The organism is Vibrio glycogenivorans (genome assembly GCF_051660965.1).
Lineage (GTDB): Bacteria > Pseudomonadota > Gammaproteobacteria > Enterobacterales > Vibrionaceae > Vibrio.
This window is the reverse complement of record NZ_JBPVIS010000003.1, coordinates 544,083-564,599: the sequence shown is the minus strand read 5'-3', so window position 1 is coordinate 564,599 and position 20,517 is coordinate 544,083. Positions and strand designations below refer to the sequence as shown.

Here is a 20,517-nt window from a genome sequence, read left to right as displayed (position 1 = left end):
CTAGAGGCGCTCGGCTAGAGGTGCTCGGCAAGGATAGCCGGGGCACCTGAGTGAAAGCGGAACTCGTTGTCGTCACTGGTGATGAGCTTGGCTTCGATGTGGGCAAAAAAGTCCACCCGATCTGAAATATCATCATCTGCGATCGTCTGTGCTAAGTCTAAATAGTCTTGATAGTGGCGAGCTTCTGAGCGAAGTAGAGAGATATAGAATTTCTGTATTGGCTCGTCTAGGAAAGGGGCAAGCTGGGCGAAACGCTCACATGAGCGGGCCTCAATAAAGGCACCGATAATCAGTTTATCAATCAGCGCTGCTGGCTCGAAAGTGCGGATATGTTTGATCATGCCCTTAGCATAACGACTCGCCGTGATAGGGCGATAAGCCATCCCTTGCGCTTCGATGATTTCCAGCACTTGGTAAAAGTGGTGCAGCTCTTCTCTGATCAACAGTACCAACTTATCAATCATGTCTTGACCATAAGCACAGCCATCTTTGGCTTGAATTGATTTAGACAGCGCGCTCTTGCCCTTGAGGCTCTCAAGGCTGCCTTGGCCTTTATAGGCGAACAGCTCGAAGGGTTCGACTAGCTCAGAGAGTTGCGCTTTGCCCTCATCGGTGACTACGTAGCGCTTGAGTAAGAAAATGGCACTCTGCGCCGCCTTTAGCTCACAAAGTAAGTGATCGCGCAAAATGATCGATAAGTTTTCTGGCTTTTGTGCCTCATCAATCCATGATGAGGGGGTTGGGCACTTAAGAAAGCGATGAATAGGTTCCAATAGTTGCTGATACATGCGTTGTTTTTTTGGTTATGTTGAGCGTTGATCTCCAGTTTAGCACGATTGAATTTGACTGAGCATCAAGAGAAAAGGCCAAGATTTTTATAACCTTGGCCTTCGTATTCATATGCACAGAAAAACAAACGGAATAAATTGTCTTATATCAGAGTTACCACTTTTTCTTCTCACCAAATAATGCATCAATATCTTGGCTACGCTCGCTGTCCTCAAACCTTCTTTGCATCAGTGAGTGGCGATTTTGTCGACGCTGCTCAATATCATCATACATGTGCTGAAGCTTTTCTCGTGCTCGGATAGAGTAGCTATCACTCTTGGTGCTCAACACATCAATGCCTTTTTTTAGCAGCTGGATTGCTGTGCCGGGCTGATCTCGATTCACCGCATCCTTGGAGCGTTTGATAACATTCTCGATGTTGATCTTAAGCTGAATGGTCTCAAGGCGCGCACTCTCGTTGATATACTCTGGCGTCGCTAGGCGGCCTTTGTTGTGTTCACTGCTTACGGTACTGCGCAAGCGTTTGACCAGTTTAAGCATCGCAATGGCCTGCTTATCGCTGGTGGGGACTCTGAATGAGGCACCATCTTGACTGTCGCTTTGTTCGCTGAGCTGGTTGATTTGCGCGGTGACCTGCTCGATGCGCTGCTTGTGGTGTTTATTCTTTGGGTCTAGGTCGCGCATGCTTTGTAAACTATCAAGAATACGATTATTTAAGCACATCAGGAGCTGGTTACTAAAAGGGAGCTGGTGAGCATTACCAATCAGCTCCTCGGTACCATCGATAATCGCCACATAGCGGGCAAGCTCTTGTTTTTTGGTTGCCTCTACTTTGATTTTGTACTGCAGCATGATGTTATAGCCGAGTATCAGGATCAGCAGCACGCCAATCAAGGCAATAATCAAGATGAAATTCATATACAACTAATCCGTCGGTTATGGCTTTGCTTAGCATACCGCAATTAAAATGGCATCGGTATCTAAATTCGTGGCAATAATCACGCTAATTAGATGAATTTTTTAACCTTTGCTCAATAATTTTGCAAAAACTCGCCCAGCCCACACTTTGTACATTGGCCGGGTGTAGAACACGGCATTGCAGTCGCGATTGAATGTTGATATAACCAACGATTATATCGCAAGGTAGCCAAACGGAATTTTTGGCTAAGAAGTACCGGAGAATTAAAGGATTAACCATGAAGCTGCAACAACTAAAATACATCGTTGAAGTTGTTAACCATAACCTTAACGTCTCAGCAACGGCGGAAAGTCTCTACACCTCACAGCCAGGGATCAGTAAGCAAGTGAGGCTGCTGGAAGATGAGCTAGGGATCCAGATTTTTGAGCGAAGTGGCAAGCATCTAACCAAAGTCACCTCGGCAGGTGAGGAGATCGTTAGCATCTCACAAGAGATCTTAGGTCGGGTTGAGAGTATCAAAGCGGTCGCGGGAGAGCATACCCACCCAGAGCGCGGTGCACTGAATATTTCGACCACGCATACTCAGGCGCGTTATGCACTGCCGGAGGTGATTAAAGGCTTCACGACTCGTTATCCTAACGTTTCGCTCAACATGCACCAAGGAACGCCAAGCCAGATGTCAGAGGCAATTGCTAAGGGTACGGCCAACTTTGCTATTGCGACTGAGGCGCTGCACCTTTATCAAGACGCCATTATGTTGCCGTGCTATTACTGGAACCGCTCCATTGTGGTACCGAAAGATCACCCATTGGCAAAGAGCGAGTCAATCTCGATTCATGATCTGGCTAATTATCCGCTCGTGACTTACGTGTTTGGTTTCACTGGGCGCTCAGAGCTAGACACGGCGTTTGATAAAGAAGGCTTAACACCGAAAGTGGTGTTCACCGCCACCGACGCCGATGTGATCAAAACCTATGTGCGTATGGGCATCGGCGTGGGTGTGATAGCCAGTATGGCGGTGGATGAGAAGCTTGATTCGGACCTAGTGGCCATCGATGCCAGCCATCTGTTTGGTGCCAGTACCACCAGTATTGGCTTTCGCCGCGGCACTTTCTTGCGCTCATACATGTTCGACTTTATGGAGCGCTTTGCCCCTCACCTAACGAGACCGGTTGTGGAACAAGCGATTTCCCTCAAATCCAACGCTGAAATCGAAGAGATGTTTAAGGGGATCAAACTGCCAGTAAGATAGCTTGAATTCTGCGCTCTTCCTTCTAAAATGGCCCATCCGCTAAGGAGGAAGAGATGCATCAACAATTTGCCGATATCGATCACTGGCTCATCGAGCACCAAGCGTTTTGGAGACTAGAACCGTTTAAGGCGGTCTGTTCAACACAGGGTGCGTTGGATGATTTGCCTGCGGAGTTGGTTGATTGGCTCGCCTCGCTCACTCCTGAGCAAATTGTGAATTTCAAATCTAACCCACATCAGCTCAGCGATGCCCTAGCAGCCTTTGTGCCCGCGATTGGCTTTTGGGCAGAGGCGGAGCTGCCCGAGCTATTTACTGAGCAAACGACACAGATTAATCCCCGTTTGTTGAGTGGTATCCCTGGACGTAAAGTCGATCAGATCACTGCCATGAGCAGCGTATGCTTGATACAAGAGGGGGCTCACCCTTGGCTTGAGTGGTGCTCGGGTAAAGGCTATCTAGGGCGAGTATTGGCAAGTTCATCTCAGCAGCCAGTGACCAGTCTGGAGTACCAAGCCCAGTTGTGTCTCGATGGTCAGCAGTTTGCCGATCAAAAGCAGTTGGACATGCACTTTGTCCAAGGGGACGCCTTTAGCCAACAAGCCAAAGCGCTATGTCAATCTCACCAACATGGTGTGGCACTGCATGCTTGTGGTGATTTGCACACCACACTGCTTACCCATGCCGCCGAGGTTTGCATGGCGGCGCTGACGGTTGCGCCTTGTTGCTATCACTTAACTCGTGATGAGCACTATCAGCCACTGTCATCATTGGGTAAGTCGAGTCACCTACAACTAACCAAATCTGAGCTGCGTATTCCGCTTCAAGAAACCGTCACCGGTGGCGAGCGTGTTCATCGCCATCGTCAAACTGAAATGAGCTATAGACTGGGTTTTCATCAATTAGTCAGTGAGCTGCGCGGCGACTCAACCTACCTGCCAGTACCGAGTATTAAGAAATCGCAGCTGAGCGAAGGCTTTGAAGCATTTTGCCAGTGGGCAGCGGAGAAAAAATCACTGACTTTGCCCGTGGGGTTGGATTTTTCTCACTATCAGTTGCAAGGAGAGCAATCATTTTGGCGTATGGAAGGGCTGAGTCTACTCCCTCAACTATTCCGCCGCCCGCTAGAGTTGTGGCTAGTGCTAGACAAGGCACTGTTCCTCATCGAACACGGCTATCAAGTCGAAGTCGGCACTTTTTGTGAAAAGGCGACAACGCCACGAAATTTGATTATTCAAGCACGGCGCAGCGCGTAGCGCTGCAGTAGCGAGAACAACAGTAGCGAGGTGCGGGGACGGGCAAAGCCCTTCGAGGAGCGAGGAGTTCAACGCACGTGATATGCTCCTCGAACCCCGGAACGAAGTGAAATTCGCTCCTCGAATCTAAATAAAGTAGCGAGGTGCGGGGACGGGCGTAGCCCTTCGAGGAGCGAGTAGTTCAACGAACGTGATAAGCTCCTCGAACCTCGGAACGAAGTGTAACCCGTTCCTCGAACCTTAAAATATGCCGTTAACTCCTCGCTCCTCGGAACGAAGTGAAACTCGCTCCCCGCCCCTGATTTTTAGTTGGTATTGCTCGATAACCTTAACGATATCATCGGCTTTTTTGAACGTGCGGATCTCTCTGAATAGGGCATCGGCTTCAGGATATTGCTGGCGCAGGTAAGAGAACCATTGCTTAACACGGTTGGAGTAGTATAAGCCCTTATCGCCTTTCATCTCGTAGTGCGAGTAGACGATCAGGAGATCAACGACCTCATACCACGGCATTGGCGTAGCATTGTGTTTAACCACATTACCTAGGTTAGGTACGTTGAATGCGCCGCGGCATACCATCAGCGAGTCCACGCCCGTGGTCTCGATGCAGCGCTGGCCATCGGCGTAATTCCAGATTTCACCGTTGGCAATCAATGGCATCTGAGTGCGCTGACGGATTTTATCGATGTACTCCCAGCGGATCTCACTGGCCTTGTAGCCGCCCTCTTTGGTGCGAGCATGGATGGTCAGTTCATCTGCGCCGGCCTGCTCAATCGCATCGACGACTTCAAAACAGTCCTCAGGATTACTCCAGCCAAGGCGGATCTTCGCCGTCACTGGGATATGGCTTGGCACGGCTTCACGACATGCTTTAAGCACCTCGTAGATGGTGTTGGGCTCTTTAAGCAGCGCCGCACCGCCGCCGTGTTTATTGACTAGACGGGCAGGGCAGCCAAAGTTGATGTCGATTCCCTTGGCGCCAAGCTCAGCTGCTTTAAACGCATTCTCCGCCATCCAGTTGGCGTGCTGACCCAGCAGTTGTAGGTGCACGGGGACGCCAGACTTGGTTTGTGAACCTTGTTTTAGCTCAGGGCAGAGGCGATAGAACACATGATCAGGCAGCAGTAAGTCGCTGACACGGACGAACTCTGTGACACAAAGATCGTAGTCGTTGATGTTGGTAAGAATCTCTCGCATCAGATGATCGAGAACACCCTCCATAGGGCCTAACACGACACGCATTGTAAATAGTCTCTCCGGTCACAAAAATGGAGCGAGATTGTAGAGTGAATTATGTGCAAAGTCACGACTCTTTGTCGCTGAATAGCCCCATTAACGGTATACTCGCAGCAATCCTCATTATAGAGAAATCGAACACTATGACTTACTCGCTTATTAACACTAGCGATTTCCCGACCCAAGAGTCGTCTTGGTTTGTTGAAGGCGCGGTATTGGCTGCCAACTTTGCTGTTAAGCCGCTCGATCCGACGAGCTGGTTGGGCGATATTTTTTCCCCACAGCTTGTAGAGAGCAAGGCAGTACTTGAGCAACAGATCAATGCCCAGTATGCAGCGCTCAAGACGCAGAGCTTCTCACTGCTAACGCTGCTCAAGGAAACGCAGGCAGAGGAAAGTGCTCTGGCGGACTTTGCCGAGGGCTTTATGACGCTGTGGCCAGTGATTGAGCAGCAGTGGCAAGAGAAGCAGCCATCTGATGGGACTCTGCGCATGCTACAAGCCTATTTGACTACAATGATGTTGGCGATTGACCAAGAGGGAACCCACCAGCAGATGCGTGAGGCCGGGTTTGAGGATTTGCCGCAACTTGATAATTTTATCGATCAGCTTGATATTATGATCAATGAAATTGCGATGGCGGCAGATGCAGAAATGATTGGCGACAAAGCACAAAGCTATAATCCGTATAAAGATGTGGGTCGTAATTCCGACTGTCCTTGTGGCAGCGGCAAGAAATTTAAGCAGTGCTGCGGTCGTTAAGCAGCCGTGTATTTTGGAGTAATGGAATGAAAAAACTGATCGCGTTATTGTTAGTCAGCTCTTCAGTATGGGCCGGTGCGCAAGAGGAATTGAGTGAACGCCTGTCCCTCAGTGATGGCTTCAGCGCCGATTTTACTCAGGTGGTGACCAGCCCAGAAGGGGATGTGGTTATGGAAGGCGAAGGCACGGTGGAGATTGCCCGCCCAAGCCTGTTTCGTTGGACAACAACCTTCCCAGATGAAAATGTCTTGGTCTCTGATGGTCAGTCAATCTACTACTACAGCCCATTTATTGAGCAAGTGAGTATCTTCTGGCAAGAGCAAGCGACAGCGCAAACTCCGTTTATCTTGCTCACCCGCGATCAAGAGAGCGACTGGGAGAACTACGATGTGACCCAGAAGCAAGACGTGTTTACCTTGGTGCCTACCTCAGATGAGCTCAACCAAGGTACGTTTGAAATCATTATCAATGCTCAAGGCGAGGTCTCTGGCTTTAAGGTGATTGAGCAAGATGGCCAGCGTGGTGATTACGTGTTTAGTAATCTAAGCCAAGCCACCCCAGATCGCTCGCGCTTCTCATTTGAGATCCCAGAAGGCGTTGAAGTGGATGATCAAAGGAACTAACGGGCGTGAGTAACTACAGCTTAGACTTTAGCTCGCAAGAAGATTTTCGCCCCTTGGCTGCGCGTATGCGCCCAGCCACCATTGAGCAGTACATTGGTCAAACGCATATCCTTGGCGAGGGTAAGCCGCTACGTAAAGCCCTGCAAGCAGGTCATATCCACTCGATGATCTTGTGGGGGCCACCTGGGACCGGTAAAACCACCCTAGCAGAAGTGGCAGCTAACTACGCTAATGCTGAGGTTGAGCGCGTCTCTGCCGTGACCTCGGGCGTCAAAGACATTCGCGCGGCGATTGACCGCGCGCGTGAAAACAAGCTTGCCGGTCATCGCACCATCTTGTTTGTTGATGAGGTGCATCGCTTCAACAAATCGCAGCAGGATGCCTTTTTGCCGCATATCGAAGATGGGACTGTGACCTTTATTGGCGCGACGACTGAAAACCCTTCGTTTGAACTCAACAACGCACTGCTCTCGCGAGCGCGAGTGTATAAGCTGACCTCTCTGTCCAAGCAAGAGGTGCTCAATGCGCTCAATCAGGCGGTGTCCGATCCTGAGCGTGGCCTTGGTAAGACCGCGGCGCAGTTTCACGATGATGTACTAGAGCGACTGGCTGAGCACGTCAATGGTGATGCGCGCATGTCGCTTAACTACCTTGAGCTGCTCTATGACATGGCGGAGGACAACGCGGAGGGCGTCAAGCAGATCACCCTGCCTTTGCTTGCCGAAGTCGCAGGTGAAAAGGTCGCGCGCTTTGATAACAAGGGCGATATTTGGTACGACCTCATCTCTGCCGTGCACAAGTCAATCCGTGGCTCCAACCCCGATGCGGCGTTGTATTGGTCTGCGCGGATGATTGCTGCGGGCTGCGATCCTTTGTATATCGCCCGTCGCTTACTAGCCATCGCCTCTGAGGATATCGGTAACGCCGACCCAAGGGCGATGCAAGTGGCGATGGACGCGTGGGACTGCTTTACTCGCATTGGCCCCGCTGAGGGCGAGCGCGCAATAGCCCAAGCCGTGGTGTATCTGGCGTGTGCGCCAAAAAGTAACGCGGTGTACACAGCGTGGAAGCAGGCGCTCGATGATGCGCGCAACCTGCCTGAGTATGAGGTGCCTCATCACCTGCGCAATGCGCCAACCAATCTAATGAAGGATATGGGTTACGGGGCCGAGTATCGTTATGCGCATGATGAGCCTGGTGCTTATGCGGCGGGTGAGCGTTACCTGCCACCAGAAATGAGCCAAACTCGCTACTATTTTCCAACCAATCGCGGTTTAGAAACCAAGATTGGGGAAAAACTCGATTATCTCGCAGGATTAGACGCAAAAAGCCCAATAAAGCGCTATGAAAAGTAGCGGCTTTTGGGTATCTTTTACCACACTATATTTTGACAAACGCGTGAATGGCTTTGCGCGTTTTTTTATCAATAAAAAGCATAGGATTAACAATGCTGGATTCTAAATTACTTCGTACAGAGCTGGATGAAACAGCTGCTAAACTGGCGCGCCGAGGCTTTAGCCTTGACGTTGAGACCATTCGTCAACTTGAAGAGCAACGTAAGTCGATTCAAGTAGAAGTAGAAAATTTACAATCCACTCGTAACTCCATCTCTAAGCAGATCGGCCAAAAAATGGCGGCTGGCGATAAAGAGGGTGCTGAAGAGATCAAGAAGCAGATTGGTACGCTAGGTAGCGATCTGGAAGCGAAGAAAGCTGAACTGGCTGAGATTCAAGTCAAGCTGGAAGAGATCACCTTGTCGGTACCGAACCTACCCGATGACGAAGTGCCAGACGGTAAAGATGAAGACGACAACGTAGAGATCTCTCGTTGGGGTGAGCCAAAGACTTACGACTTTGAAGTTAAAGATCACGTTGACCTTGGTGAAATGGGCGGCGGTCTAGACTTCGCAAGTGCAACCAAGATCACGGGTGCGCGCTTTATCGTGATGAAGGGTCAATTTGCTCGCCTTCACCGTGCAATTGCTCAGTTTATGCTTGACCTGCACACTGAAGAGCACGGCTACACCGAGATGTACGTACCTTACCTAGTTAATGCTGACAGCCTATACGGCACGGGTCAGCTGCCTAAGTTTGGTAAAGACCTGTTCCACACTGAGCCTCTTGAAGAGAAGGCCAGTGACGAAGAGCCACGTCGTCTATCTTTGATCCCAACGGCAGAAGTGCCAGTGACTAACATGGTGCGCGATACCATCTCTGATGAGGCGGACTTGCCACTGAAGATGACGGCACACACGCCATGTTTCCGCTCTGAAGCAGGCTCTTACGGCCGTGACACACGTGGTCTTATCCGTATGCACCAATTCGACAAAGTTGAGCTAGTACAGATCACTAAGCCTGAAGATTCAATGGCAGCACTAGAAGAGCTGACAGGTCACGCAGAGAAAGTTCTGCAACTGCTTGAGCTTCCTTACCGTAAAGTGATCCTATGTACTGGTGACATGGGCTTCGGCGCACGCAAGACGTACGACCTTGAAGTTTGGGTACCGGCGCAAGAGACGTACCGTGAGATCTCATCATGCTCAAACATGTGGGACTTCCAAGCACGCCGCATGCAAGCGCGCTTCCGTCGCAAAGGTGAGAAGAAGCCAGAGCTAGTACACACGCTAAACGGCTCTGGTCTAGCGGTTGGCCGTACTATGGTTGCAATCCTAGAGAACAACCAAGAAGCCGATGGCCGCATCGCCATCCCAACAGCCCTGCAGAAATACATGGGCGGCGCGACTCACATCGGTTAAGACTTAAAAAAGAGCCTAAAGGGCTCTTTTTTTTAGGTTCGAGGTGCGGGTTATGCTTCGCTCCGGGTATCGAGGATTGTGTCACTTGTGTTGAGTTCCTCGAACCTTTGTTCTGGGTTCGAGGAGTGTATCGCTAGTGTTGGACTCCTCGCACCCCGAAGGGCAACGCCCGTCCTCGCGCCTCGCTACTGTGTTTTCAGGTTCGAGGTGCGGGTTACGCTTCGCTCCGGGTATCGAGGAGTGTATCGCTAGTGTTGGACCCCTCGCTCCCCGAAGGGCAACGCCCGTCCTCGCACCTCGCTACTTTTTCTTCTCGCGTTTGATGAGCTCGAATTCGAATTCATCAGGGTAAAGGACAATCCCTTCACCGTTTTCATCTGGGAATACGACCAGTGAAAGCTCGTCTTCTTCTAGGCCGCGGGTCCAGCGACTCTTCCATTTTGCGAGTGAGATAGGCTCAGCTTTAAAGCCCTCCCATTCATCCGTTGCCCACTGTAGGGCATGTTCTTCTGATGGCCATACTGGCACACACTCTTCTTCTTCGGTATTGAGCAGTACGCTGCCATGTTCATCAATCAGTAGCCAGATCTTGAGCTCATTGGTTACCGCTTTGAAAAACAGATTCATGCGCTCAGATGGATCTTTTGGTACTTGGGGAGAATTTGCAGTTGTCATAGCAACCCTTATTGCGTCATTGATATGTTGCTGATTATAGACGAGAGCAAAGGGCGAAGGCTATGGCTTATGGTGTTAAGTGTTTCTTTCTCAAGCTGTGATTATCGTGCTTCAACGGCCAAGCTTACCATTGGAACCCTAGACAAACTCCAGCGCAAAGCGCACACTGCGCTTAGAAAAATGAGGAGTAAGATCATGGATTTATTTAAGGGTGCAGAGAAGTTATTGAGCATGGATGAGGCGACTTGGCTGCGCCATGCCAGCCCATGGAGTGTGTGGTCACGATTCTTCACTTGTGTGCCTCTACTTACGCTGGCGGTGTGGAGCCGAGCGTGGATTGGTTGGTATGCCTTGCTGCCAACAGTGCTGGCCCTAGTATGGATTTGGCTTAACCCGCGAGCGTTCAAAGCCCCGCATTCAACCGACAATTGGGCATCTAAGGGAACTTTTGGCGAGCGTATTTTTCTTGCTCATCGCCACGATGCGCTGCCACCACATCACCTCAAGGCAGCGAATGTGATTACTGGAATCTCGATTATTGCTTCTGTGGTGTGGCTTGGGGGATTAGTCAGCCTAAACCTGAGTGCGACTTTATCTGGGATGTTCGCGGTGGTTTTGTCTAAGGCGTGGTTTGTTGATCGCATGGTATGGGTGTATCACGACATGCAAGATCACAGGCCTGAATATCGCCAATGGTTGCGTTAGATTGTCGAGCCAGCCAGCGTTGTTCGCTGGGGATGACTTGACGGACACGACCCTCAATCTAACCTTGCAGTATTAAGAGATTTACTCAACCCGACCAAGGTTTAACATGGTAATACGTGCTGATGATTATCCCACATTTCTAATCTAGGAAGCCTCTTGGTGCGCTAGCTCTCACCGCAGGGTGATTTACTTGGCTATGCTAATAGTATCGCATGCTGCCTGAGGTGCTTGCGATACCGTCACTAATGGAGGGTATAAAGATGAGGCAATCTAATCCAGTCGGCTGGTTTGAGATCTATGTCGACGAGATGGACAGAGCGAAAGCGTTCTATGAAGCAGTGCTCGACGTAACACTTGAGAAGCTTGAAAGCCCTGCCAAGATGGACATTGAAATGTGGTGTTTCCCAAGTGAAATGGAACGCTATGGCGCTGCGGGGGCGCTGGCTCACATGAGTGGAGTAAAGGCAGGTGGCAATAGCACCTTGGTCTACTTCTCCTGCGATGACTGCGCCATAGAAGAGTCCAGAGTAGCGACGAGCGGTGGGCAAGTACAAGTGCCAAAGATGTCCATCGGTGATTATGGATTTATCAGCATCGTAAGTGATACCGAAGGCAACACAATAGGGCTTCATTCAATGAAGTGATATCGCGTGTTGCTTCCCTCTTATTCATGCGAGAACACAAGGAGGAGAGATTGAAAACGATTCAAGCCAAGGTCGGTGATATTGATTCGGTCGCATTCCTGTTCGACCTTTATCGGCAGTTTTATCACCAAAGTGCCAACTTATCCGCCGCTCGAGGTTTTATCTTTGAGCGGCTTACCGCTGACGATTCAGTGATCTTCTTAGCATTGGATGACAATGACGTCGCTGTCGGATTTTGTCAGCTATACCCGTCATTTTCATCGGTCGCTATGCAGCCACTCTTTTACCTCAATGATCTGTACGTTGTAGAGGAAAAGCGCGGTCAGGGTGTCGCCAGAAAACTATTGCAGCATGCCGAGTCTTACGCACGTGAGTGTCAGGCCACGACGCTCAAGTTGGCAACTGCGGTTGAAAATCACAGTGCGAAATGCCTCTACTTATCAGTTGGGTATAAAGAGATCACTGACTTTGAACATTATCGACTTGATCTTACAGGTGAATAGTTCCATTCGTGCGTTGATAGTGACTGATAGGGAAGGAGTGAGTGATGGCGATAAAGCTTCGTCCGGCCAAAGAGTCTGATGTGGATTTTTTGATTGGTCTGCGCAATCAGACCATGACTGGCTATTTACAAGATGTGGGCATGCCGACCAGCAAAGAGGCCTTTGAGGAGCGCGTGCGCCATGCGTTTGAACATGCGCAGATCGTCGAAGACGATGGGCTGCCGATAGGCCTGTTCAAGGTTGAGTTTACCCCAGAAAATAATCACTGGTTTTTGGTACAGATCCAGATTGATCCTAGGTATCAAGGGCGCAATATTGGTCGCTATTTGATTGAAAACCTGATTGAGACAGCGCAAGTGACCAAGGCAACAGTCGGGCTAGGAGTGATCAAGACCAACCCAGCACAGCGACTATACACTCGTCTTGGGTTCAAAGTGGTAGGGGAATCGCAACAAGAGTACTTGATGCAATTGGTCACCTGATTCTCTCTCGAGGTGTGGTATGAAGTCGATTTGGCTGATGTGTTTGTTGAGTCTGGTGAGTTTTGAAACTCTTGCCGACAGAGAGGTGACGGTTTGCGGCTGGTTCCAAGAGCGTTTTTCGTTTCAGGTGTGGAGTGCAGCCGCGCCGAGTGCCAACCCAGACAATGTGGCTGGCCAACCTCTTATTGAGCCAGTTGAATTTCACACCTTGGATGACAGAGTCCTGCGTGGCTATCGTTATAATGCCCATCACGAGGATGGGACGATGCGAGAGCCCAAGGGTTTTGTATGGATGGCGCTAGGTAATGCCATGATTGCCGACCAAACCATTCTCGCTCTCAAGCCTTTTGCCCAACGTGGTTATGATGTTTATATCTATGACTATCGTGGCTATGGTCAATCTGAGGGCAAACGCCGGATCAATGCGTTTGTTGAGGATAGCCTAGAGCTACTTGAATACCTCAATGCAGATTACTCGCGTGCTCTGCTGTATGGGGTATCCATGGGCGGTATCGTGGTGGCGAACGCGATTGGCCGCGGTGGGCAGTTTGATCGTGCAGTGATCGACTCCAGTCCCAGTCGGATCTCGATGTATGGTTGTCCGATCAAGTTCGATCCGATCGAGAACCTTCCTGCTAACGCGCACAACTTAATGGTGATCACAGGACAGCGTGATGACGTGACACCTGAGCAAATGACCGCAGAGTTTCGTCAGGTTGCCAAGGCACGCGGTGCGCTAGTCTATGATGGCGAAAATTATGACCACCCATTTATGGATCGTAACTCCGATATCCGACATGAGCGTCTTGAGCGAGTGTTGGACTTTCTTGACCTAGGGCGGGTTTCATCTTCGGATTAACCTTGTTTATCTCGGTGTGACGTCACCTGAGGCCATTTTGTCTGGAGGCAAAGTGAAAGTTTTGCTGCGGACTCGGGTCTATATACCCAAGTACTCTATTAACTCATAGTCGATCTAGATTAATTAACTCACAGGGAGTGGTCATGATGAAAGTAATTAAACGAATATTGGCAGCGTGTATTCTCGCTATCGGGCTCACCCAGCCAGCACTGGCACTCGAACCGGTCTACAGTGATTTTTTTGGAAAGGCGATTAAAGGCTATGATCCAGTTGCCTACTTTACTCAGTCCATGCCGATTGAAGGTACACGTCAATTCCGCTATCAATGGAACGGCGCCGACTGGTACTTCTCTTCGGCACAAAATCGTCAGAAGTTTATCGACGATCCACAAAAATACGCCCCCCAATATGGCGGCTACTGCGCATGGGCTGTGAGCAAAGGTTACACTGCGAAAATTGACCCGAATGCGTGGTCAGTGGTCGATGGCAAGTTATACCTCAACTACAGCAAATCTGTGCAGCGAGACTGGCAGCAGGATATTCCGGGCAATATTGCGAAAGGGGATCGCAATTGGCCGAGATTACTCAGAGAATAAAAGGTACGAGGTTCGGGGACGGGCTTTGCCCTACGAGGGCGAGGTTATGAGAGGCGAGAAGTGGGATATCACACTCGTGCGTTGAACTAATCGTTCCCCGGAACGAAGTGAAACCCGCTCCTCGCTACTGAATATTATACGTCGTAAGTCGTAGACGCCGTATCACCACCCGTACCAGTCCAGTTGGTGTGGAAGAACTCACCACGTGGACGGTCTAGACGCTCGTAAGTGTGAGCACCGAAGTAGTCACGCTGCGCTTGAAGCAGGTTTGCTGGTAGGCGAGCAGTCGTGTAACCGTCTAGGAATGACAGTGCAGAGATAGTACAAGGCATTGGGATGCCCACCTCTAGTGACTTCGCTGACACCTTACGCCATGCGGCAAGACAACCAGTTAGGATGTTCTTGAAGTAGTCGTCTGAGCCTAGGAACGCTAGCTCTGAGTTCTTCTCAAACGCATCGCGGATGTTGCCAAGGAATGCTGAGCGAATGATACAGCCGCCGCGCCACATCAGGGCAACGTTACCGTAGTTCAGATCCCAGCCATTCTCGTTTGACGCTTCACGCATTAGCATAAAGCCTTGTGCATAAGAGATGATCTTTGAAGCTAGTAGTGCTTGACGCAGTGCATCAACCCACTCTTGCTTGTCACCTTCGACTGGCGTGATGGTCTTGCCAAATAGCTTCTCTGCTTCCACGCGTTGCTCTTTCAGTGCCGATAGGCAGCGAGAGAATACTGATTCAGAGATAAGTGTTAGTGGGATGCCTAGATCAAGGGCGTTGATACCAGTCCATTTACCAGTGCCTTTTTGGCCCGCAGTATCCAGGATTTTCTCAACCAGCGCTTCACCGTTTTCATCTTTGTAGCCAAGGATGTCGGCCGTGATCTCCACTAGGTAGCTGTCTAGCTCAGTCTTGTTCCAATCAGCAAATACCGCCTGCATCTCGTCGTTCGACATGCCAAGGCCGTCTTTCATGAATTGGTACGCTTCGGTGATCAGCTGCATGTCACCGTATTCGATACCGTTGTGCACCATCTTAACGAAGTGACCCGCACCGTCGTTACCAACCCAGTCACAGCAAGGCTCGCCTGCGTCAGTTTTGGCTGAAATCGCTTGGAAGATAGGCTTTACTGCTGGCCATGCTTCTTCAGAGCCGCCTGGCATGATAGATGGACCAAAGCGCGCACCTTCTTCGCCACCAGATACGCCAGCACCGATAAAGTGGATGCCTTTTTCACGCAGCGCTGCCACGCGGCGGTTGGTGTCAGGGTAGTTGGTGTTACCGCCATCGATAATGATGTCGCCTTTATCAAGCAGTGGAACCAGTGCTTCGATAAATTTATCTACCACTTCGCCTGCGCGAACCATCAGCATCACTTTACGCGGGGCTTCTAGTTTTTCTACTAGCTCTTCAAGAGAGTAAGCACCGATGATGTTAGTGCCCTTAGCAGCGCCTTCTAGGAACTCGTCTACCTTCGCAGCCGTACGGTTGTGAGCCACAACGGTAAAGCCGTTGTCGTTCATGTTTAGGATAAGGTTTTGACCCATTACAGCTAGGCCAATTACACCGATATCACCTTTCATTCGTTGTCTCCAATTGTCGTTTTTTGGACGAGCAACCGCGTTACGCGATTTTCGCCGCTGCGTCTGAATCTAAGTACCACTCTGTTACGCCAGTCGTAGACTGGATCTTGGCTGCCGGGTAAGGCAACTCGCTCGCAGGAGTCGTATGAATTTCGTCTACAATGTCCACTTTGCCCGCGCCGAGCACCAGATAGCTGATGCGTTTAGCCGCTTCAAGTACCTTAGCAGTTTTCGATACGCGAATCTGACCTGACTCAGGGTGCGACGCCAATACCGCTAGGTTTTGATCTGCGTAGTCTGTTTGACCTGGGAAAAGTGAGGCCGTGTGACCATCTGCGCCCACACCAAGCAGGATCCAGTCAAACACTGGGGTGCCGTTTTGTGTTGGGATCACGTCGCTCATTTCATTGGCAAAGCGCAGTGCTTCTTGCTCTGGCTGATTTTCACCGCGAATACGGTGGATGTTCTCAGCTGGAATGTTGACTTGGCTAAACAGCAGCGCGTTGGCTTCACCATAGTTGCTTTCTGCATCATCCGGTGCCACGCAGCGCTCATCACCCCACCAGAAGTGCAGGTTTTGCCAGGCAATGCTGGTGGCATAGGTATCTGTCGCAAGCAGCTTGAACAGCATCTTAGGGGTGCTACCACCCGACAGAGAAATGTGTACAGGGCGACCAAGCTCGCTAAACGCCTTCATATCGTTGGCGAGGCTTTCTACTACTTGGTCAGCGGTTTGAAAGATCTTATGGTTGATCATAGTTCGCAGTAGTCCGTGTCAGTTAGGTTTTTACATGGGAATCGCCAAGCGCGCTCATCACGATAGAGGAGCACATCGGCTTCTTTGGGGCCCCATGTGCCACAAGCGTATCCAAATAGCGCTTGTGGGTCTTGTTTGAAATCAAGGAGCGGTTGTACGTACTTCCAGCACGCCTCAACCGCATCGCTACGAGCAAACAGCGTGGCATCACCGTTCAAGGCGTCCAGCAGCAGTCGCTCGTAAGCGGTAAGCATATGAGTTTCTTGCAGCGAGGTATAGTGGAAGTTCATCTTCACTTCCTTGGCCTTAAAGCCAGCCCCTGGCTCTTTGAGACCAAAGCTCATCTGGATACCCTCATCCGGCTGGATACGAATGATGAGTTTGTTCTCCGGTGCGTTTTGACCAAACACTGGATGCGGAGTGTTCTTAAAGTGGATCACCACCTCAGTCACGCGGGTTGGTAGGCGTTTGCCTGTGCGCACATAAAAAGGCACGCCATTCCAGCGCCAGTTGTTGATGTAAGCTTTTAGGCCGACATACGTCTCGGTGCGCGAGTCTTCGGCAACGCCCGGCTCTTCACGGTAGCCAAGCAAGTGCTCTCCGCGCACGTCAGAGGCGGTGTATTGACCCAAGACAAGGTTGTTGCGCAGGTCGTACTCATCCAGCGGCTTAAGACACTGGAGAACTTTAACCACTTCATCACGCATCGCATCGGCGTTGATCTGCGCAGGTGGCTCCATACCCACCATCGCCAGAACTTGCAGCAGGTGGTTTTGGAACATATCACGCATTGCACCGGAGCCGTCGTAGTAGCCTCCACGGCCCTCTACGCCGAGGAACTCAGCACCGGTGATCTCGACATACTCGATGTAGTTGCGATTCCAAAGCGGCTCAAACATGGCGTTAGAGAAGCGGAACACCAACAGGTTTTGTACTGTCTCTTTACCAAGATAGTGGTCGATACGGTAGATTTGGTGCTCTTCAAAGTGCTCGTGAATGTCTTTATCCAGCTGACGAGCCGATGCCAGGTCGTAGCCAAACGGCTTTTCAACGATCAGGCGTTTCCAGCCGTCGTCTTCGCTGTTAAGGCCATGCGCGGCCAGGTTAGCTGGGATCACGCTGTATAGGCTAGGCGGCGTTGCGAGGTAGTAGAGAGTATTCGCCGTTTCAAACTGATACTGACCACGGAGGTCGGCAAGGCGGTGCTTAAGCTTGGCATAATCGGAAGCGTCAGAGGTGTTGATCGCTTGGTAGTGCAGGTGGTTGATGAAGGCATCCAGCGCTTCTGGCTCGGTTTGCTCCATCTCAAGCAAAGACTTCTTCAACTTTTCACGGTAAGACTCATCGCTGTACTCAGTACGGCTGACACCTAGGATGGCAAAGGATTCGGGAAGCTGCTTGTCTGCGTACAAATGGTAAAGCGCAGGGATTAGTTTACGGTAGGTGAGATCACCAGAAGCACCAAAAATCACGATGCAGCTGTTTTCAGGTATTACCATCATCTTTCCTTTCATCAGGGGAGGTGAAGAACACTTTTATAATCAATCTTCGTCAGTTTAGGTGAATGGCGATAATCTGCGCAGTTTCTACTCAGTTTACCGTCATCCATTGAGTTATCTACTAAACCTATCAAGGCAGCGTAGAAGGTGACATTCGATATTAGCTATTGATTCAATAGGTTTTTTCTATAATGTCGACACTGACGTGCTACTAAATGAGGTGCTATTGTCTACGACAAATTGATATACATCAACCTTTTAGAGCCATTTTAAGTTCAATTGTATGATGATTAAGCCAAACGTTTGCGTCATGCTCACGCGTTAGGTCGGGCGGACACTCAGCTTGGTAAGCACGCGATGATCATTAATCTGTCGTTTAGCTGGTGTACACTTAGCTAAACGAGACCAAAATCCTGATTTGAGGAAAAGAAATTGCAGCTAGTTGTTGATACTCACACCCATACCTATGCCAGTGGGCATGCCTACAGTACCTTGAATGAAAATGCGGCTTGCGCCAAAGCCAGTGGGTTAAAGCTGTTGTGTACCACCGACCACGCAGAGTCGATGCCAGGCGCGCCTCACTATTGGTTTTTTTCTAATCAGAGAATCTTGCCTCGCTTAATTGATGGCGTCGGCATTGTCCGTGGTGTGGAAGCCAACTTGCTCAACACAGAAGGGGAAATTGACTTGCACCCAACCGTCGACCGCAACCTCGACTGGGTTATTGCTAGTTTTCACGAGCCGGTTTTCCGTCCTGCCAACGCCAGCACTCATACTGAGGCACTGCTTAATGCGATCCGCTCTGGCCGCATCGACGCGCTTGGGCATCTAGGTAACCCAAATTTTGATTTTGACTTTGAATCGGTGATCCACTGCGCAGCTGAGCATCAGGTGGCGATTGAGATCAACAACACCACTTTGCTGGGTAACAGCCGTGTTGGCAGTATCGAGCGCTGTTTTGAGATTGCTAATGTGGCCAAGCGCGCCGGAGCGCCAATCACCACAGGTAGTGATGCTCATTACTGCACTGCGGTGGGTAATCTTGACCTAGTCAAAGATCTCCTCGAGCAGGTTGGTATTCCAGCAGAGCAGGTGATCACTGCAAGCGTTAAGCAGTTCACGGGATTTTTAGAGCAGCGAGGTCGAGCGCCCATCGAGGAGTTTGCTGGATTATAGTTTCGATTCAGCTTGTGCTGTCGGCCATTTCTCTGCAAGAGATTTAATGTTACTAATGTGAGTTAGCGTATTAGTTGTAGAGAAATGGAGAAACTCATCATGCTAAGAGCACTGATGCTCACCTTGCTATTTGTCAGTGGACATGCAGCGGCAGATTTTGATCTAAAAGCCAACATGCAAGAGATGCGCTTGTCGTTCAAGCAGGCAGCGGAGGCAAGCAGTGTCGAGACAATGCGAGCCTCTGTCAATCAATTGAATGAGCTAATCAAAGCGTCCCAGCGAGCTGATTACCCTGAGGAGAAACAGCAGCATTATCTTGAGGGTTTTGCACGCTTAACGGCTGTGATTGAAGAGGTGAATGCACACCTCGACGCTGATGATCTTGACCAAGCACAGCACAGCTTACGTCAGGTTGATGCGCTGCGGATTGAGTATCACGAAAAACGCAATCCGTCGATTTGGCGTCGCCTATTTGGTTAGGTCGAGGTGCTGGTCGATGTAATCGATAAATACGCGCAGCCGAGCCGGCATATACTGGGTTTGCGCGTATTGCATCGCAATCGCGCCGTAGTAGTTACTCTTGATATGCCAATCCTCTAGCACCTGCACCACTTCACCCTCTTCGAGCGCTTGCTTAATAACAAAGTCATGAAATAGGCCAATCCCTAGTCCTTGCTTGACGCCGTTAAGGCGCATCTGCGAGTGATTGACCGCATAACGGCCGCTGACCTCAACGGCATGTTGCTGTTTGCCTTGAATAAATGTCCAAACATTGTCGTTGTTGGTTTCGGCTAAGTAGAGACACTCATGCCCCGCCAGTTGCTCGGGGTGGGTTGGTATGCCTTTGTCAGTGAGGTAGTCAGGGCTAGCGCACAATACCAACTCAGTCTTACTTAACTCCTTAAGCACTAAGGCCTCATCCGGGCGGTCGGTGAGCTTGAACGCCACATCAATACCATGCTTGAACAGATCAATCTCGCCATCCATAGCTCTTAGATGCAGATTGATGCCTGGGTATTGTTCGAGAAAAGGCTTGATAAAGGGTTGTAACACCGAGTTAAGGAACGCTTCAGGTGCCGCTATGGTGATGGTACCGACAGGTTCTGCGTGATCGATGGTCGAGATCTCAACCGCTTGCTGAGCGGCATTGAGCATTAATGAGGCCTGCTCATAGACACGGCGACCCGACTCGGTGACGATCAGCTTGCGTGTAGTGCGCTGGATCAGCTTGACGTTGAGAGCCTTCTCTAATCGAGTCATCAGCTTGCTTAGCGCTGAAGGGGAGACATCGAGTTTTTTTGCGGCCGCAGTAAAGCTGCCCTCGTTGACGACGAGAATGTAGGAGGCCAGGTCAGGAAGCAGTGCAATCAGCTTGGGGTTTACCATAGAAAAAGGCGCCAGCAACAATCAATGCGGTGATACTAACACACTTTTTCCCCGAGCAAGCTGC

General features: G+C 50.3%; 22 protein-coding genes. 14 read left to right on the top strand and 8 right to left on the bottom strand.

Annotated features, from left to right (window positions below; genetic code table 11):
* Positions 1-14: 14 nt before the first annotated feature.
* The gene (miaE, locus tag ACSTTG_RS10545) at positions 15-788 is read right to left on the bottom strand and encodes a tRNA isopentenyl-2-thiomethyl-A-37 hydroxylase MiaE (RefSeq protein ID WP_438474764.1); all 774 of its coding nucleotides are present in this window, start codon (positions 786-788) and stop codon (positions 15-17) included.
* Positions 789-942: 154 nt separating this feature from the next.
* The gene (locus ACSTTG_RS10540; protein ID WP_438474763.1) at positions 943-1,707 is read right to left on the bottom strand and encodes a DNA repair protein; all 765 of its coding nucleotides are present in this window, start codon (positions 1,705-1,707) and stop codon (positions 943-945) included.
* Positions 1,708-1,985: 278 nt separating this feature from the next.
* Here ACSTTG_RS10540 and cysB point away from each other — a divergent pair, with 278 nt between their 5' ends.
* Positions 1,986-2,960, top strand: coding sequence for an HTH-type transcriptional regulator CysB (cysB, locus tag ACSTTG_RS10535; RefSeq protein WP_438474762.1), 975 nt, complete (start codon positions 1,986-1,988; stop codon positions 2,958-2,960).
* Between the two features lie 53 nt (positions 2,961-3,013).
* Complete coding sequence (locus tag ACSTTG_RS10530) at positions 3,014-4,213, top strand: methyltransferase (RefSeq protein WP_438458433.1); 1,200 nt, start codon at positions 3,014-3,016, stop codon at positions 4,211-4,213.
* A gap of 240 nt (positions 4,214-4,453) precedes the next feature.
* Here ACSTTG_RS10530 and dusC read toward each other — a convergent pair whose 3' ends face one another.
* The gene (gene dusC, locus ACSTTG_RS10525) at positions 4,454-5,455 is read right to left on the bottom strand and encodes a tRNA dihydrouridine(16) synthase DusC (protein WP_438474761.1); all 1,002 of its coding nucleotides are present in this window, start codon (positions 5,453-5,455) and stop codon (positions 4,454-4,456) included.
* A 137-nt stretch (positions 5,456-5,592) separates the two neighbouring features.
* On the opposite strand from dusC, the gene ACSTTG_RS10520 reads away from it, so the two are divergent.
* The 4 genes from ACSTTG_RS10520 to serS all read left to right on the top strand — a co-directional run bounded on the left by ACSTTG_RS10520 (position 5,593) and on the right by serS (position 9,588).
* Positions 5,593-6,210 carry a YecA family protein gene (locus ACSTTG_RS10520; RefSeq protein ID WP_438458435.1) on the top strand — a complete coding sequence of 206 codons (618 nt, stop codon included), beginning with the start codon at positions 5,593-5,595 and terminating at the stop codon, positions 6,208-6,210.
* A gap of 26 nt (positions 6,211-6,236) precedes the next feature.
* Positions 6,237-6,833 carry an outer membrane lipoprotein periplasmic chaperone LolA gene (gene lolA / locus ACSTTG_RS10515; protein WP_438458436.1) on the top strand — a complete coding sequence of 199 codons (597 nt, stop codon included), beginning with the start codon at positions 6,237-6,239 and terminating at the stop codon, positions 6,831-6,833.
* 5 nt (positions 6,834-6,838) lie between these two features.
* Positions 6,839-8,188, top strand: coding sequence for a replication-associated recombination protein A (locus tag ACSTTG_RS10510; RefSeq protein ID WP_438458437.1), 1,350 nt, complete (start codon positions 6,839-6,841; stop codon positions 8,186-8,188).
* Positions 8,189-8,280: 92 nt separating this feature from the next.
* Positions 8,281-9,588: a serine--tRNA ligase gene (serS, locus tag ACSTTG_RS10505; RefSeq protein WP_438458438.1), complete on the top strand. Its 1,308-nt coding sequence runs from the start codon at positions 8,281-8,283 to the stop codon at positions 9,586-9,588.
* Positions 9,589-9,888: 300 nt separating this feature from the next.
* Here serS and ACSTTG_RS10500 read toward each other — a convergent pair whose 3' ends face one another.
* Positions 9,889-10,263, bottom strand: a complete 375-nt coding sequence (locus ACSTTG_RS10500; RefSeq protein WP_438474760.1) for a DUF2750 domain-containing protein — start codon at positions 10,261-10,263, stop codon at positions 9,889-9,891.
* 195 nt (positions 10,264-10,458) lie between these two features.
* Between ACSTTG_RS10500 and ACSTTG_RS10495 the strand changes: the two genes are divergently transcribed.
* From ACSTTG_RS10495 to ACSTTG_RS10470, 6 genes are all read left to right on the top strand, one after another.
* Entirely contained in the window at positions 10,459-10,968 is a 510-nt protein-coding gene (locus tag ACSTTG_RS10495; RefSeq protein WP_438474759.1) for a DUF6653 family protein, read from the top strand.
* 260 nt (positions 10,969-11,228) lie between these two features.
* Entirely contained in the window at positions 11,229-11,612 is a 384-nt protein-coding gene (locus tag ACSTTG_RS10490; RefSeq protein WP_438458441.1) for a VOC family protein, read from the top strand.
* A 50-nt stretch (positions 11,613-11,662) separates the two neighbouring features.
* A complete protein-coding gene (locus ACSTTG_RS10485) occupies positions 11,663-12,115 on the top strand; it encodes a GNAT family N-acetyltransferase (RefSeq protein WP_438474758.1) in 453 nt (150 codons plus the stop codon).
* A 44-nt stretch (positions 12,116-12,159) separates the two neighbouring features.
* Positions 12,160-12,597, top strand: coding sequence for a GNAT family N-acetyltransferase (locus ACSTTG_RS10480; protein WP_438474757.1), 438 nt, complete (start codon positions 12,160-12,162; stop codon positions 12,595-12,597).
* A gap of 19 nt (positions 12,598-12,616) precedes the next feature.
* Positions 12,617-13,456 carry an alpha/beta hydrolase family protein gene (locus ACSTTG_RS10475; protein ID WP_438474756.1) on the top strand — a complete coding sequence of 280 codons (840 nt, stop codon included), beginning with the start codon at positions 12,617-12,619 and terminating at the stop codon, positions 13,454-13,456.
* A 146-nt stretch (positions 13,457-13,602) separates the two neighbouring features.
* Entirely contained in the window at positions 13,603-14,052 is a 450-nt protein-coding gene (locus tag ACSTTG_RS10470) for a YHS domain-containing (seleno)protein (protein WP_438474803.1), read from the top strand.
* Between the two features lie 134 nt (positions 14,053-14,186).
* Here ACSTTG_RS10470 and gnd read toward each other — a convergent pair whose 3' ends face one another.
* From gnd to zwf, 3 genes are read right to left on the bottom strand one after another with little or no spacing between them, the layout of a single operon-like run.
* Positions 14,187-15,635, bottom strand: a complete 1,449-nt coding sequence (gene gnd / locus ACSTTG_RS10465) for a decarboxylating NADP(+)-dependent phosphogluconate dehydrogenase (RefSeq protein ID WP_438474755.1) — start codon at positions 15,633-15,635, stop codon at positions 14,187-14,189.
* A 40-nt stretch (positions 15,636-15,675) separates the two neighbouring features.
* The gene (gene pgl, locus ACSTTG_RS10460) at positions 15,676-16,392 is read right to left on the bottom strand and encodes a 6-phosphogluconolactonase (RefSeq protein WP_438474754.1); all 717 of its coding nucleotides are present in this window, start codon (positions 16,390-16,392) and stop codon (positions 15,676-15,678) included.
* Positions 16,389-17,891, bottom strand: coding sequence for a glucose-6-phosphate dehydrogenase (zwf, locus tag ACSTTG_RS10455; RefSeq protein WP_438474752.1), 1,503 nt, complete (start codon positions 17,889-17,891; stop codon positions 16,389-16,391). Before zwf ends, pgl begins: the two co-directional genes overlap by 4 nt.
* 432 nt (positions 17,892-18,323) lie before the next feature.
* On the opposite strand from zwf, the gene ACSTTG_RS10450 reads away from it, so the two are divergent.
* Both ACSTTG_RS10450 and ACSTTG_RS10445 read left to right on the top strand, forming a co-directional pair.
* Positions 18,324-19,067, top strand: a complete 744-nt coding sequence (locus ACSTTG_RS10450; protein ID WP_438474751.1) for a phosphatase — start codon at positions 18,324-18,326, stop codon at positions 19,065-19,067.
* An 84-nt stretch (positions 19,068-19,151) separates the two neighbouring features.
* On the top strand, positions 19,152-19,547 hold the full coding sequence (locus ACSTTG_RS10445; protein WP_438458450.1) for a cytochrome b562: 396 nt from the start codon (positions 19,152-19,154) through the stop codon (positions 19,545-19,547).
* On the opposite strand, the gene ACSTTG_RS10440 is transcribed toward ACSTTG_RS10445, so the two are convergent.
* On the bottom strand, positions 19,536-20,453 hold the full coding sequence (locus ACSTTG_RS10440) for a LysR family transcriptional regulator (RefSeq protein ID WP_438474750.1): 918 nt from the start codon (positions 20,451-20,453) through the stop codon (positions 19,536-19,538). The genes ACSTTG_RS10445 and ACSTTG_RS10440 overlap by 12 nt on opposite strands.
* Between the last annotated feature and the right edge of the window lie 64 nt (positions 20,454-20,517).